This window comes from Dyadobacter subterraneus (assembly GCF_015221875.1).
In the GTDB taxonomy this organism is placed as follows: domain Bacteria; phylum Bacteroidota; class Bacteroidia; order Cytophagales; family Spirosomataceae; genus Dyadobacter; species Dyadobacter subterraneus.
Window position 1 is genome coordinate 1,057,831 of sequence record NZ_JACYGY010000001.1, and the last position, 14,760, is coordinate 1,072,590.

Consider the following 14,760-nt stretch of genomic DNA (forward strand, 5'->3'; position numbering starts at 1 on the left):
ATGTAGTCTTTTATCCAATTTTTTTGCTTAACAAGTTGTTGTCGGACGTCACGCCCGACATTAGAAATTAAAATGAGTATCCAATATATATTAGAGATCATCGGGACTTTTGCATTTGCAATTTCCGGCGCTCTTTCCGTTAAAGACCAGAAACATCAGGACTGGTTCGGTGCTAGTTTTACTGCTTTTCTTTGTTCAATTGGCGGAGGAACAATGCGTGATGTACTTTTAGATAGTTATCCTTTGGTATGGATAAGTGACATTACGATTCTTTACGCCATCATAGCAGGAATTTTAACAACCTTCATTTTCTACAAATACCTAATTGGTTTAAGAAGAACTTTATTTTTGTTCGATACTTTTGGAATTGCACTTTTCACCATTGTAGGAACGGAAAAAGCTCTTCACTTGGGAGTGCGGCCGGAAATTGCAGCGATTATGGGCGTGTTTACTGCGATTATGGGCGGTGTTGTCCGTGATATGATGAATAACGAAATTCCGATTATTTATCGGAAAGAAGTTTACGCAACGGCCTGTTTGGCAGGAGCGGTTTCTTATCTGGTTCTGGACAGGGCAGGGGCGGAGCGAAATGTTGCTTTTATCGCTGCTTCACTGGTAATTATTGCGATCCGGATTCTGGCGGTTCGTTATGAATGGAGTGTTCCGAGATTTTTTAGATAAAATTATAATTGTTTATAAATATAAAACGACCGGTTCAGTGATTGAGCCGGTCGTTTTAGTTTCATTACTGATATTATTTCTTTTTCTTCTTGCCTTTGCTAGCAACTTCTTTTGCAGGAACTTTTGCCTGCATATCCGTAATGGCTTTTGCTATTTGTGTTTTGTAAAAATCATAAGCACCATCCGGAGCTGCCGCTCCAACGGTCAATGCTTTTTGTGCTAGCGGCAATGCTTCCGAAGTTTTACCCAATTTGTCAAGGATTTGTGCCTTAATCCAAAGATTTGACCAGCCTTCTTTCAAACCAATTGCCTTGTCAGCAAGAGACAAAGCTTTTCTCAAATCGATATTTTTTGACAGGTAGTAACCTGCGGCGCTTTGCAAAGTAGCAACATCTTCCGGTTTGTCCTGAACTGCTCTGTCAAGCGATGCAATCGTTAATTCCTGTGTTGCTAATGAAAGTTTGACAGGCACTTTTACCGTTCCCCAGGCAATATTCATAAATGATGTAGAATCGGTTACGTTCGAAAAACTGATTTCAAATGATTCTGTTGCTTCTCCTGAAACAGGGGTTACATCAATACGGGCAACGTCCTCAGTTTCTTTATAAATATCAGTACTGGCGTTCAGATTTTTATTCAAAATCACGGTCCATTTTGCTTTTTCAGGAATAGAAAAAAGTGCATATTTTCCGGCTGGTACTTTTTTATCGCCAAAAGTAAAATCAGTAGAAGATTCAAAAATTGTTGGCTGATTAGCGCCTGTTCTCCATAATTGTCCGATCGGAGCAATTGGAGACTTGTCTGCAAAAACTGCGCGTCCTTTAATGCCTGGACGAGAATATTTTACGGTAAAATCAGTAATTCCAACAGTCTGGATTATGGTTGCTCCCGGACTTGCCTGTGGCGTACGCTGTGCAATGGTGGCTGATGCAAGAGCGATAGCAAAAGTGAGCGTTAATAAATACTTTTTCATTTGGGTAATGATGTTTGTTTTTTGATCTGTTAAACTTGTGGTGAAATTAGAATGAAATAATTACATAGCCTATTAAATGAAGAGAAGCAGCTTACTTTCTTTACTTGATTCCTACACGCCGACTGAGGGCCTTGAAACAGAAATGTACCTCGAAACAAAACAATTTGTGAATGATAATCCGGAATGTTTTGAACGGACATTACAAATCGGTCATGTAACAGCTTCCGGCTGGGTAGTTTCGCCGGATCGGGATAAAGTTTTATTGATGCACCACCGGAAACTGGATCGCTGGTTCCAACCTGGCGGACATGCAGACGGGGATCCTGACGTGCGCCACGTTGCAGAAAAAGAAGTGGAAGAAGAAACAGGTGCGTCAAATCTTAAACTGGCAAAAGACGGAGTATTTGATGTAGATGTACATTTAATTCCTGCCAACAGCAAAGACCCGGCACATTATCATTACGATATCCGTTTTGTATTTGAAGCAAATCCTGAAAACGAACTTGTGATCAATATTGAATCAAAAGATGTTCAGTGGATACCTGTTGGAGATATCCATCTTTTAAATGATTCGGAATCGCTGATGCGGATGGTCAGGAAAACTGCTTTGATTTAAAATAGCTACTACTGCTTCACAAATTTCAAAGTACGACTCCGGTTTAATACATCAACTTTTATAAGGTATAAACCCGCACTAAGAGAATTGGTTGGAAGCGGTATAGTCGAATTCAGTACATGCTGATTTTGCCAGATCGTTTTTCCGCTTTGTGAAATCAGACTTAATGTTGATTTTTTTCCAATTAGCGACACCGGAAAAGTCAAAGTTAAATCCTGTTGGACCGGGTTTGGGGAAAGAATAATATCATTTAAAACATCCGGTTCGGTACCAAGGAGAACAAAATCATTTTTAATAATGGCTTCCGCCAGAGCACCATTTGGCACACCAAAACCTAAAAGATTATCAGGATTAGAAGCCTGATTTCCGGATTTTTTTAAAGCAGTGATTATTTGCTGGGCAGTAAGTTTTGGAAAAGCTTGCCAAAGTATTGCAGCAAGTCCGGCGATTTGTGGAGCTGAGAATGATGTTCCGCTGCTTGTTGTAGCGGAACCTGTTCCGGTGCTGTTACCAACAACTGCTCCTGATCCAACGGCAGAAATATCAGGTTTCAGTTGTCCAATGGAATTCGGTCCTACCGAACTAAATGCAGCATAACTTCTGTCCAGAGTAGTTGCACCAACACTGACTACTGAATCCACATCCGCAGGAGCGGTGATATAATGCCAGGCCTTATTTCCTTCATTTCCGGCAGAATTTACAACCAAAATCCCTTTTCTTGTAGCAAATCTTGCTGCTCGGGAAATGATAGTAGTTTTCCCATCCATATTTTGATAGGTATAGTTGTATTCAGGAGAATCAAATTCATCGTCAAAAGTATTGTAACCAAGTGAAGAACTGATTATATCAACGCCTACACTATCCGCCCGTTCTGCCCCCATTAGCCAGGTAACTTCCTCATAAGGAGATTCCATAAAAACATTTTCTGTTCGATATAGCGCAAAGGAGGCCTTAAAAGCAGCGCCGATCATGGTGCCGGGCTGGTAAGCGGCTATGGTCGATAATGCGTTTATACCATGCGAATCATCGTCATAAACATTGCTTTCTCTTGTGATAAAATCATGTGTGTCAATGATCCGGTTTTCATCAAAAATCGGTTTCATATAATTGAGTTCATTGGCACGGTTAAAACCCGCATCCAAAACGCCAATCAGCATATTTTCTCCATGAAAACCTTCCTGATGTAATTTGTCTACACCAATTAAAGCAAGTTGCTGCTGCATCAGACCGTAATCAAGATCAGCTGTTGTGGATTGTGTTTCAGCTATTTTTGCAGTTCTGGATAAGCCTGCCGATGGTGTTGTCAGGTTTGCCAGCGCATGATTTTGTTCAATTCCTTTATAAAAAGCAAGATTTTTTATAGCTGCAAGCTGTGATGCGGAAGCTTCAACAAGTGAGCCGTTAAACCAGCGGGAAGAATAAATAATGCTGGCGCCTGTTTGAGCAATGGCTTTCACATAAGCAGGATTTACAGGGAAATCATGCTCGGTAATGGCTATATTTTGATTTGTTCTGCGGGAAATAGCCTTGGCTGACAGAAATTCCGTTGGCCGGCTGACAGCATAAGGAGAGCCGGTTTTATCCTTAAATAAAATTAAATATCTCGGATTGGTTTGAGCCTGGCTGAAATTCGATAAAAAGAATAAAATGCAAGAAGCAACAAGTAAAAGTTTGATTTTCATTTTTCACAGCATTTGTTGATAATCACTTCTTTTTATCAAATCATACGCCTGAATATCCGGAAGTGTTGCCCAATTTAAGCAATACTTTCTACCGGTGCATTTTTTCCTCCTAAATTTGAACAATCAAGCAGTTCCTGGATGTTTTTGTACGGAACCGGCGTTTTTAAATAGCCGTAGTTTTGAGCGAGTGATCTGGTAACATTATTGTCTCCCATGGAAATATCAATATCGTCCATACCAAGCTGACAAGGATGTTCATAACCTGCTGCATTGGTAATTTCAATAATTTCTTTTGCCAGCGTTTTCATATAATTATGGAAACGTTCACTTTTTAAAGTCGGATCAAGACCTGCTTCCAGCCATTTGTTATTAGTGGTAATTCCGGTTGGACAGCGGTTTGTATGACAAGCCTGTGCCTGAATACAGCCGATTGACATCATCGCTTCTCTTGCAACATTCACAATATCAGCACCCATGCAAAAAGCCATGATAGCTTGTGCAGGAAGTCCCAGTTTCCCGGAAGCGATAAATGTAATTTTATCCGTAAGATTTCTGGCCTGGAAAATTTTGTAAACCGTACTAAATCCATAAACAAACGGCAAAGCCACATGATCAGCAAAAGAAGGAGGCGCTGCTCCGGTTCCGCCTTCGCCACCATCTATGGTAATGAAATCGGGACCTTTTCCGGTTGCCACCATAAGATCGGCCAGCTGTTCCCACATATCTATTTTTCCAATGGCGGCTTTAATTCCAACAGGCAGACCGGTTTCCTCAGCCATTTGTTCAATAAAATCAATCATACCGCGCACATCAGAAAATGTGCTGTGATATGGAGGAGAAACGACATCTTTCCCCATCGGAACCTGACGAATTTCTGCGATTTCAGCTGTTATTTTACTTCCCGGCAAAACGCCGCCTTTTCCAGGTTTAGCGCCTTGGGAAAGTTTTAGTTCGATCAACCTGACAAACGGATTTGTCTGAGTCATTTTGACCAGTTTCTCCATCATGAAATTACCTTCATGATCGCGTACACCAAAATAGGACGTACCCATATTGAAGACCACGTCGGCACCAAAACGATGGTAAGGAGAAAGTCCGCCTTCGCCTGTATTGTGGTAATTCCCGAATTGCAACGAACCTTTATTAAGCGATTCAATGGCTCTTGCCGACAATGAACCATAACTCATCGCACTCACATTCACGACAGAATGTGGCCGGTAAGGACGTTTACGTTTGTGATAAGCACCAATTACTTTGGCCGAAGGAATAGTATAATGATTTGGATCTTTCCCGTTTGCGGCGTGATGCGGATGGTTTAATGGCAATTTATAAGGTAACATCGCCGGTTTGATAAAAACAAAACCAGCTTCGTTCATATCCTGATCCGAGCCAAAACCCTGATAATTGTTTTCCATTTTGGAAGACGCATAAATCCAGGAACGCTGGCGGCGGTTGAAAGGTAATTCTTCCCTGTTGTTGGCCACAATATACTGACGCAATTCCGGTCCGATTTGCTCAATCATATACCGGAAATGACCGAGTAGCGGAAAATTATGCTGAATTGTATGTTTCTTTTGAAAAATATCCCGAAGAGCAAAAATTAGCAGGATAATAAGAATATATGCCCAGATTGGCACGGAGGTAAAAAACTCAAAAAATGCAGTCATAAACTTACAAATGTGGTGTGCGAGGCCGTTAAGCTAGCAACAATTTTCAAAATAACATAACGGCCTCACGAATATTAAGACAACTGCAATTCTTCCCAGGTTGTCACTTTTGCCAGGTCATTCCAATACCCGGGATATGATTTTACTACAACGCCCGGTTCTTCAATTATAACGTCGTGAATCATACCGATTGGCGCGAAAGCAAGTGCCATACGGTGATCATCATAAGTAAATATAGAAGGAACAGAAGTAGCAGTGAAGTCAGATTTTTTTACAACTTCGTATTTCAAATTCTTTTCAACTTCATTCAGTTCAGCACCCAGTTTTTTGAGTTCTTCCTGAAGAGCGAAAACGCGGTCTGTTTCTTTTATTTTTAAACTTTCAATTCCTGTAAGCGTCAGATGAATATTTTTCATTGCGCAGCAAACAGCAACTGTTTGAGCAAGATCAGGGCAATTAGTAAAATCCCAGGCCAGAGAAGTTTCAGCAGGAATTTTTGTCAAAAGCACGCCTCTTTCAGTGAAAGTACTTTGAACGCCAAGATGTGCCATGATATTGACGATATCACTATCACCTTGTAGCGAATTTTCTTTCAAGCCAAGCAATTCAACTTCTGCATCTTCCGCCAGAGCAACAATGCTATACCAATAACTCGCGCCGGACCAGTCTGATTCGATCGCGTAACTTTTTGGCTCGTATTTTGATGGTTTTACCTTGATGATATTCGCTTCCCAGTCCGCTTCATAAACGATACCGAAATATTCCATTTGTTTCAATGTCATTTCGATATAAGGACGAGACCCAACTTCTCCTTCAAGAATGATAGTTAAACCATCGGGCAAAGACGGCGCGATTAAAAGCAAAGCAGAAATATACTGACTGCTTACATCACCACGGATTTTCAATTCATTGTTACCGGAATATTCAAAACCATTTATCTGCATTGGCGGATAACCCGGAACATTTTCATACTGAATATCAGCTCCTAATGTTTTCAGCGCATCAACCAGAATTCCAATCGGGCGCTCACACATACGCGGCGTTCCGGTCATTCGTTTTTTCTGATTTGTTACCGTAAAATATGCTGTCAGGAAACGCATTGTTGTACCTGCATCAATCACATCTGCAACGGCATCATCCGATTTTAGCAACCTTTGCATCGTTTGAGAATCCCGTGCTTCTGAAATGTTAGAAAGCTGACATTGAAAACCAGTTAAGGCATCAATAATCAGCGCGCGGTTGCATTCACTTTTAGATGCTGCCAATTTGATTTCGGCACGAATTGGATTTTGTGGTGGATGTACAAGAATGGATTTCACAATAGTATTATTTCAGATTCAAAATTATGCGGTGAGTCAGCGTAGCAGCAGGTTTTTAACCTTAAAATTTAATAAGTTTCTAATATTTTTAACTTATTTCTGCCATTGATTTTCAAGGTCGAAAAAGTCATTTTATAACAGATAAATCCGGTAGCCATGATGGCTCCTCCAACAATCAAAGTTGAAGCGTCCGTTGTATATCGCTTGTTATCAATGCCTTTGTTGAAAAAGTCGGCGCCGATGTAAATTAATCCAGCCAAAGGAAGCAAAGTCGCTGCCTGAGAAATGAAAGGGATACGACGATGCGTTTTTATCAGCTTAATTTCCTTCAAAGGAATAGACTGATAAGTCATTTGTCCCAATGCTTCATTAATAACAGCAATGCTAAAAGCCGAATCGGTTACATTGGCAATGGTTTCATTAAACTTGATCGTCTCGTTTTTCATCCGGAATTTGATGTTATCACCAGGGAAAAATCGGTAACGATGAAAACCACCAAGAACCGGAGAAGCATCTAAAACCATGTATTTCTGCCCCGGAGCGCCAACTACACGACTGTCGCCGCTTTGTTTAAGAAACAGTTCTTCACTTGAAAGAGCTTTTTTAGGGTCGTAATTATCCTGTGCCCAAACCGGGATGCTGCCCAGGATGAATAAAATTAGTAATGTCAGAACTGATCTCATAAAGAAAATAGAAAGGCTCAAAGATAAGGAATCATTCTTTAAACGGGTAATCCGTTTACATTGTTGTTAGGCTTTCACGGGCGAATCACTCCTCGTCATCATGCTCTTCATGCGGCGGCACCTTCAATGAAACTCCACCGGATACGAGCATTTTCATAACGTCCGTGGACTTTGCGTCCAGTACGGAAACATTTTCAGTTGGTACAATAAATAATTCTCCCGAAAGTGCATAGGACATCGGCATGTAAACCGCCACGTGATCATGAATATGCAGATGACTAAGATCGGTTTGCGTAATAAAACCAATTTTCTTTATCCCCGTATCCTTATACATCGTAACCAAAACCGGTTGATTGAATTTTTTCTTATCCCCCACAAAAGCCATGACCAGATCTTTGATCGAGTAATAGATCAGACTGACGAGCGGAATGCGTCGCAGGATGCTTTCCGTAAATTTGAAAAATGACTGCGGGATGATCGTTGAAAAAACAAAACCGAGCAGAATAATACTTGTCAGGATAATCAGTACGCCGAGGCCGGGAAGATAAACGGTCTGATTTCCTGAAATTGGAATATTGATCGGGATAATATTATCAAGGAATTCAACAGCGCTGCCAATAATGATAACAGTTACGTAAAGAGGGGCTACCAGAACCAGGCCACGGATAAAGTAGCTCAGTATGCGTTTGAGGAAAGTATTTTTAATTTCCATTAAAATTTATTCTAACATGCCGTATTATTTTTTGCGGAAGTAGAAATCTCCGCTAATACCTGTTTAAACTACGGTTTTCAACGGTTTTAAGTTCAAATTCGGTCAGTCACAAAATGCTTTTTTATTCTGATCCGGAAAGTAAAACCCTTATCACTATACATAAGTATTGTAAGCTGGACGATGAATGCAGATATTTGCATCCGCTAAGACGCAAAATTCAAAATTTTGTATCAGTTTTAGAAGATATTGGCAATTCATTTAGTAAACGTATATGTATCAGGCTGAATACTTAAAACATTTTACTGAGGAGGTTTTTCTGGCTATCGGATGTTCGGCTGAGGAAGCCGCTTTGGCTTCGACTGTACTAATTAGTGCAGATTTAAGAGGTGTTGATTCTCACGGAATCGCACGTTTGGCCGGTTATGTCCGGTTATATGACAACGGAAGATTGAATCCGACGCCTGATGTAAAAGTGGTTTATGAAACGCCAAGTACCGCTGTCGTGGATGGAGACAGAGGTTTGGGATTGGTTGTAGCGCCAAAAGCAATGGAAATTGCGATGGAAAAAGCAGAGAAAGTAGGTTCTGGCTGGGTTTCTGTCAGGAATTCAAATCATTTTGGTATTGCCGGGTATCATGCGATGCTGGCTTTGCAAAAAGATATGATCGGCTGGACGATGACAAACGCTGCTCCGCTGGTTACGCCAACTTTTTCCCTTGATAAATTATTAGGTACAAATCCATTGGCAGTTGCCGTTCCCGCTTTTGAGGAACCCGCTTTTGTTGCTGATTTTGCATCAACTGCTGTTGCTTATGGTAAGTTTGAAATTTTGCAAAGAAAAGGTTTGCCGGCTCCGTTGGGATGGGCTCAGGATGCAGAGGGAAATCCTACAACGGATTCCAACGCTGTGAAAAGTGGGGGAGGATTGTTGCCGCTGGGTTCCGACCGTGAACATGGAAGTCATAAAGGATACGGACTGGGTGCCATTGTTGATATTTTTTCGGGCGTACTTTCCGGCGCGAATTTTGGGCCCTGGGTTCCGCCTTTTGCAACGGCAGGTTTTATGTCTGCAAATGAAGGAGTTGGCCTGGGTACCGGACACTTTTTAGGTGCTATGCGTGTTGATGGATTTCGGCCGGCTGATGAATTCAAACTTGATATGGATAAATGGATCCGCGCTTTCAGAGGTGCCAGAGCCGTGGAAGGGAAATCGGTAATCATTCCGGGTGATCCTGAACGTGAAATGGAAGCCATTAGAAGTGTTGAAGGAATTTCACTTTTACAGCCTGTCGTGGAATCGTTGGCCGAATTGGCAAAACGCTTCAATATCGCATTTGAAAACAGAATTGATTAACAAAAAATATAATTACTGTCTCTTGTTGCAGCTGCCGGTTTGGTCAGTTGTTTTTTAAAAACTTCGTATTCAATATATGTCTCGTAATTTCAAAGTAGGATTGTTTTTGGTCATTGCAATTCTTACAACAACTTTCACTTTTTACTTTTGGCAAATTTTCAAAACACCGAATTTACAGGTTGAGAAAAAAGAAAGCTTTGCATTATTAATTCCCGAAGGCGCAACTTATCAGACTGTTCTTGATTCTTTGGACAAACACAAGGTGATCAACGACAATATTTCATTCCGTTTTTTGGCTAAACTTTTGAAGTATACCGAAAATGTAAAACCCGGACGTTATGTGATCAAACCTGAAACCAGCAATTACAAAGCCGTTAAAAAACTTCTTTCCGGCGTACAGGATCCTGTGAAACTTACTTTTAATAACATCAGATTAAAAGAAGATCTGATCAAAAGAATTGGTAACCGTTTTGAGTTTGGCGAAGATAAATTCCGTCAGGCAATGAACAGTGAGGAAGTTTGCAAGAAATACGGACTGGATACGGCTACGATTGTTTCCATGTTTTTGCCAAATACCTATGACATTTTCTGGACAACAGGAACGGAAAAATTTCTTGACAGAATGCATAGTGAATATAAAAAATACTGGAACGCTGAACGCGTTGCAAAAGCAAAAACAATTGGTCTGACGCCTGTTCAGGTTTCAATTTTGGCATCGATTGTTGAAGAAGAACAAGCCAGAAAAGTAGATGAAAGACCAATGGTTGCAGGTTTGTATATCAATCGTTTAAATGCAGCAATGCCGTTACAGGCCGATCCGACGATTAAATATGCTTTACAGGATTTTGCGATCAAACGTATTTTGAATGAGCAGCTTCGTGTAAAATCTCCTTACAATACCTATGTAAATATTGGTTTGCCTCCGGGACCTATCCGTGTGGCAGATTTTAATTCTCTGGACGCTGTTTTAAATTATAGCAAACATGATTTTCTGTACATGTGTGCAAAATCGGACCTTTCGGGTTATCATGCTTTTGCAAAAACCTATGAAGATCACCTGAATAATGCCCGGATGTATCAGGCGGAATTGAACAGGCTTAAAATTATGAAGTAAGTTTCGGGCGTTCGTTTTAATTTTAAACGCCTTATAATCAATAGAAAATGTTCGCTTACGAAGTTAAAGGGATAAGAGTACGTTATGCCGACACAGATCAGATGGGTTATGTGTATTACGGAAATTATGCGAGATATTATGAGATCGGGCGTGTGGAAGCTTTGCGCAGCGTCGGATTTAGTTATAGGGAAATGGAAGAAACGGGCGTCATGATGCCCGTTTACGAAAACCGGTCGCGGTATATAAAACCGGCCCGTTATGATGATGAGCTTACCATAAAAGTTTTGATGCAAAAACTGCCGGGAACAAGAGTTGTTTTTGAATATGAAATAAGAAACCAGAATGACGTTTTGTTGAATGTAGGAGAAACAACGCTGGTATTTCAGCGGATGGACAATGCAAAACTTTGCATTGCTCCGGCCAAACTCCTGGAAAAACTAAATCCTTATTTCCAGATTCTGTAATATATCTTGCTATGCTTGAAAGACTGTTGAAAAACCGGCAAATCAAGCGGCTTATTGTATGGCTGCGAACGACGATGCTTCTTCGCGGAACGGTTTCCTTGTATGACATTCTGGCTAATATTCGGAAAAATAATCACCGTTATGACATTGATCAGCGTGCCTCGGCCGTAGCATATAGTTTAACACTTGCCTGTTTCCCTGGAATTATCTTTCTTTTCACCCTCGTTCCCTACATTCCTATTGAAAATCTGGATGATCAGATTCTTGAAATTTTAAAAGAGGTTTTACCAAGAGGGATTTATCAGGACGCCCGCCAGACCATCACCGATATCATCAGCAGACCTAGAAACAGCGTTTTGTCGTTTGGTTTTATTCTTGCCCTTGTCGCATCAACAAATGGAATGATGTCGCTGATGCGCTCCTTTGACATGGTTTATGAAGATATTAAAACCAGAGGATTTCTGGCGCAAAGAGGTGTCGCATTATTGTTGACAGTAATTCTTGTCGCGGTTATGTTTTTGCTGATCGTGCTGCTGATTGTTGGTGATGCGGTGAAAGGAATTGTCAGTGACTGGCATATTATACAGGATACATGGATTGTTTCTTCACTAAATATTACCAGATATCTTGTCAGTTTTGCAGCATTAATGTTGGCGATATCTATTATCTATCGTTTTGCCCCGTCCCAGGGAAGGCGATATGCTTTTGTAAATATTGGATCGATCATTGCTTCTGTACTCATTTTGGTCGCCACTTATGGTTTTTCATTTTACCTTTCGCGGTTTAGTTCATACAATAAATTGTATGGTTCAATTGGCACGATGATCGCCCTTATGATCTGGTTTTATTTACTGGCCCTACTCTTAATTTTTGGTTTTGAAATTAATGCCGGAATCGCTTCTGCCAGAAATAACACGCTGAATCCAAAATCTTGAATGCCGTTAAATAAGTAGTCTGCTTTCTCTTTCTTTATCTCTCATAAGTTTGTGACTTTTAGAAGCCCTGTTCGTATTAGATCAATAGCAGTCTGGACAGGTGACACAAAAAAGTTATAGATGGACGAAATAAAAAAGCCATTGGTTACTGTGGTTTTGACCGCTTTTAATCAGGGGCAATACATTAAGGAAACACTGGGTTCAATTTTCGCCCAGACTTACCCAAATCTTCAGATTGTCATTATTGACAATGGAAGTAGTGACGGAACGGTATTATTGATAGAAAATATTGTATCCGATTTTCCTGAATTCACCTTAATAAAAAATGCAGAAAATCTCGGATTGTGCCGGGCTTTTAATCAGGGCCTTGCATTAGCCAAAGGGAAATATATCATTGATCTTGCCGCCGATGATATCATGCTGCCAGGCAGGATATCACATCAGGTGGAAGCACTGGAAAGTCTGGGAGATGACTATGGCGTTGTCTTTTCCAATGCCCAGTATATTGATGCTAACGGCAGAATCCTGAATTTCCATTACCCGGTTGATACCAATCTTAAAGTTGAAAAATCGATTCCTTCGGGGGATGTCTACAAAAGCATTCTGGAAAAATATTTTATTTGTACACCAACCATGATGATGCGCACCAAAATGCTGATTGAAATGGGTGGTTATGACGAAACACTCGATTTTGAAGATTTTGACCTTTGGGTAAGATCGGCTGTTCGCTACAAATATTTTTATCAGGATGAAGTGCTTACCAGAAAAAGAAATGTTCCTGGTTCATTAAGTACTCAGATTTATAAAAAAGGAAATAGCCTGCTGGAAACCTGTTATATCGTTTGTAATAAAGCTTATGATCTGAATCGTGATCAGGAGGAATTTGATTTATTGGCGGCGCGCATCAGAACATTCATCAGAAAATGTTTTTATGCCCAGGAATTTGAACTGGCCCTTCGTTTTCGCACACTTTTAAATTACATTGAAAACCCTGGAATCCTTACAGAAATGATCGTGATGTTATGCCGTTTGCATCTTCCTGTAAATGGTTTGTACCGGTTTTATCTGAATAATCTGCAAAAAAAAGCCCATAGAAGGGAGGATTTAGCATTTTGAATTGTTAATTTGGTAAATAGTACATACTATGCCAGCTGAATTAATTCGTATATATCCCGAAAATCCTGACGAAAGAAAGATACGTCAGGTTGTAGACTGCCTTCGTGACGGCGGTCTTGTTATTTATCCCACAGATACAATTTATGGTCTGGGCTGCGATATTTTTAATACCAGAGCGGTAGAGAAAATCGCACGCATCAAAGGGATCAAGGCACAGAAAAATGATTTTTCATTTATCTGTTATGACCTCAGCCATATAGCAGATTATGCGCGGGTAGGGAATTCTGCTTTCAAAATGATGAAAAGAGTTCTTCCCGGACCTTATACATTTATTCTTGATGCGAATAATCAGGTTCCGAAATTGTTGAATACCAATAAAAAAACGGTCGGTATCCGTGTGCCTGATAATATGATCCCCCGTCTGATGGTGAAAGAGCTTGGCAACCCGATTGTGACCACTTCTATTAAAGATGAGGACGAAATTATCGAGTATTCCACTGATCCTGAGTTGATTTATGAAAAATTTCAGCACCAGGTTGACATCGTGATTGATGGTGGATATGGTGGTAATGTGGCATCTACAATTGTGCTCGCTATTAATGATGATTTTGAAATAATCCGGGAAGGATTAGGAGATACAAGCATATTTCTCTAATTAAATTATAATTTATTAAGTTAATATAGAATTTAATAAATCCCGTTAAATAATTGTTATCATTTTTTTGATAATATCATTCCCCTTTACCATATTTGATAGTGCCTGAAATTGTTATCAATAATCAACCTGAAAAAATAGTAAGGATTGAATTGCAATACCTTCCGTGTCTCGAATATTTTACTTGCATTTTGAGTAATGACGTTACCTGGATCGACATTAATGAAAGATACATTAAGCAGACTTTCAGGAACCGTTGCAGCGTTTTAACGACTAATAAAACAGATACTTTGACCGTTCCCGTAAAAGGTTACGCTCAATATGCCCCGACAAAGGATATAAAAATTGATTATAGCCAGGACTGGATAAGGAGGCATTGGGGATGTTTGAGATCAGCATACGGAAAATCTCCCTATTTTGAATTTTACTCAGACGAACTCCATAGCGTTTTTAATAAAAAACCAGAATTTCTTGTAGACTTAAATTATGAATTATTGACAATTTGTCTTAGATTGTTGGGGATTAAGAAAGAGGTTTGGTACAATTTGTCAGTACCAATAAATGGCGATTCCAGCGTAATTGACGACTTATCGTTGATTAATGATAAAAAAAATAAAAATATTGGCAAATATTATCAGCCAATTTCATACTATCAGACGTTTGGGAATGATTTTGTAAGTAATTTAAGTATCGTCGATTTATTATTTAATATGGGGCCCGAAGCGAGAAGTATTTTGCTGAGATCTTGTAAGCAACAATAAATCTGCTACTTTGAACAAAGATTTAAAA

At 40.0% G+C, this 14,760-nt stretch carries 15 protein-coding genes; 9 read left to right on the forward strand and 6 right to left on the reverse strand.

Annotated elements, in window-relative coordinates:
* Positions 1-72: 72 nt before the first annotated feature.
* A complete protein-coding gene (locus IEE83_RS04415; RefSeq protein ID WP_194119412.1) occupies positions 73-681 on the forward strand; it encodes a trimeric intracellular cation channel family protein in 609 nt (202 codons plus the stop codon).
* Between the two features lie 73 nt (positions 682-754).
* On the opposite strand, the gene IEE83_RS04420 is transcribed toward IEE83_RS04415, so the two are convergent.
* Positions 755-1,654 (reverse strand): DUF2911 domain-containing protein, encoded by a 900-nt coding sequence (locus IEE83_RS04420; RefSeq protein ID WP_194119413.1) that lies wholly within the window; start codon positions 1,652-1,654, stop codon positions 755-757.
* 76 nt (positions 1,655-1,730) lie between these two features.
* Here IEE83_RS04420 and IEE83_RS04425 point away from each other — a divergent pair, with 76 nt between their 5' ends.
* Positions 1,731-2,270: an NUDIX hydrolase gene (locus IEE83_RS04425; RefSeq protein WP_194119414.1), complete on the forward strand. Its 540-nt coding sequence runs from the start codon at positions 1,731-1,733 to the stop codon at positions 2,268-2,270.
* A gap of 8 nt (positions 2,271-2,278) precedes the next feature.
* On the opposite strand, the gene IEE83_RS04430 is transcribed toward IEE83_RS04425, so the two are convergent.
* The 5 genes from IEE83_RS04430 to IEE83_RS04450 form a co-directional block, all read right to left on the reverse strand.
* Positions 2,279-3,952, reverse strand: a complete 1,674-nt coding sequence (locus IEE83_RS04430; RefSeq protein ID WP_194119415.1) for a S8 family peptidase — start codon at positions 3,950-3,952, stop codon at positions 2,279-2,281.
* Positions 3,953-4,026: 74 nt separating this feature from the next.
* The gene (locus IEE83_RS04435; protein ID WP_194119416.1) at positions 4,027-5,619 is read right to left on the reverse strand and encodes an FMN-binding glutamate synthase family protein; all 1,593 of its coding nucleotides are present in this window, start codon (positions 5,617-5,619) and stop codon (positions 4,027-4,029) included.
* Positions 5,620-5,693: 74 nt separating this feature from the next.
* Positions 5,694-6,938, reverse strand: a complete 1,245-nt coding sequence (locus IEE83_RS04440; RefSeq protein WP_194119417.1) for a 3-phosphoshikimate 1-carboxyvinyltransferase — start codon at positions 6,936-6,938, stop codon at positions 5,694-5,696.
* 68 nt (positions 6,939-7,006) lie between these two features.
* Positions 7,007-7,621 carry a hypothetical protein gene (locus IEE83_RS04445; RefSeq protein ID WP_194119418.1) on the reverse strand — a complete coding sequence of 205 codons (615 nt, stop codon included), beginning with the start codon at positions 7,619-7,621 and terminating at the stop codon, positions 7,007-7,009.
* Positions 7,622-7,706: 85 nt separating this feature from the next.
* Positions 7,707-8,333 carry a DUF502 domain-containing protein gene (locus IEE83_RS04450; RefSeq protein ID WP_194119419.1) on the reverse strand — a complete coding sequence of 209 codons (627 nt, stop codon included), beginning with the start codon at positions 8,331-8,333 and terminating at the stop codon, positions 7,707-7,709.
* Between the two features lie 271 nt (positions 8,334-8,604).
* On the opposite strand from IEE83_RS04450, the gene IEE83_RS04455 reads away from it, so the two are divergent.
* From IEE83_RS04455 to IEE83_RS04485, 7 genes are all read left to right on the forward strand, one after another.
* Complete coding sequence (locus IEE83_RS04455) at positions 8,605-9,687, forward strand: Ldh family oxidoreductase (protein WP_194119420.1); 1,083 nt, start codon at positions 8,605-8,607, stop codon at positions 9,685-9,687.
* Positions 9,688-9,763: 76 nt separating this feature from the next.
* The gene (mltG, locus tag IEE83_RS04460) at positions 9,764-10,801 is read left to right on the forward strand and encodes an endolytic transglycosylase MltG (RefSeq protein WP_194119421.1); all 1,038 of its coding nucleotides are present in this window, start codon (positions 9,764-9,766) and stop codon (positions 10,799-10,801) included.
* 47 nt (positions 10,802-10,848) lie between these two features.
* Complete coding sequence (locus IEE83_RS04465) at positions 10,849-11,265, forward strand: acyl-CoA thioesterase (RefSeq protein WP_194119422.1); 417 nt, start codon at positions 10,849-10,851, stop codon at positions 11,263-11,265.
* 11 nt (positions 11,266-11,276) lie between these two features.
* A complete protein-coding gene (locus tag IEE83_RS04470; RefSeq protein ID WP_194119423.1) occupies positions 11,277-12,200 on the forward strand; it encodes a YihY/virulence factor BrkB family protein in 924 nt (307 codons plus the stop codon).
* Between the two features lie 120 nt (positions 12,201-12,320).
* Positions 12,321-13,316 (forward strand): glycosyltransferase, encoded by a 996-nt coding sequence (locus IEE83_RS04475; protein ID WP_194119424.1) that lies wholly within the window; start codon positions 12,321-12,323, stop codon positions 13,314-13,316.
* 28 nt (positions 13,317-13,344) lie between these two features.
* Positions 13,345-13,971 carry an L-threonylcarbamoyladenylate synthase gene (locus IEE83_RS04480; protein WP_194119425.1) on the forward strand — a complete coding sequence of 209 codons (627 nt, stop codon included), beginning with the start codon at positions 13,345-13,347 and terminating at the stop codon, positions 13,969-13,971.
* A 101-nt stretch (positions 13,972-14,072) separates the two neighbouring features.
* Complete coding sequence (locus IEE83_RS04485) at positions 14,073-14,732, forward strand: WbqC family protein (RefSeq protein ID WP_310588472.1); 660 nt, start codon at positions 14,073-14,075, stop codon at positions 14,730-14,732.
* Positions 14,733-14,760: the final 28 nt, after the last annotated feature.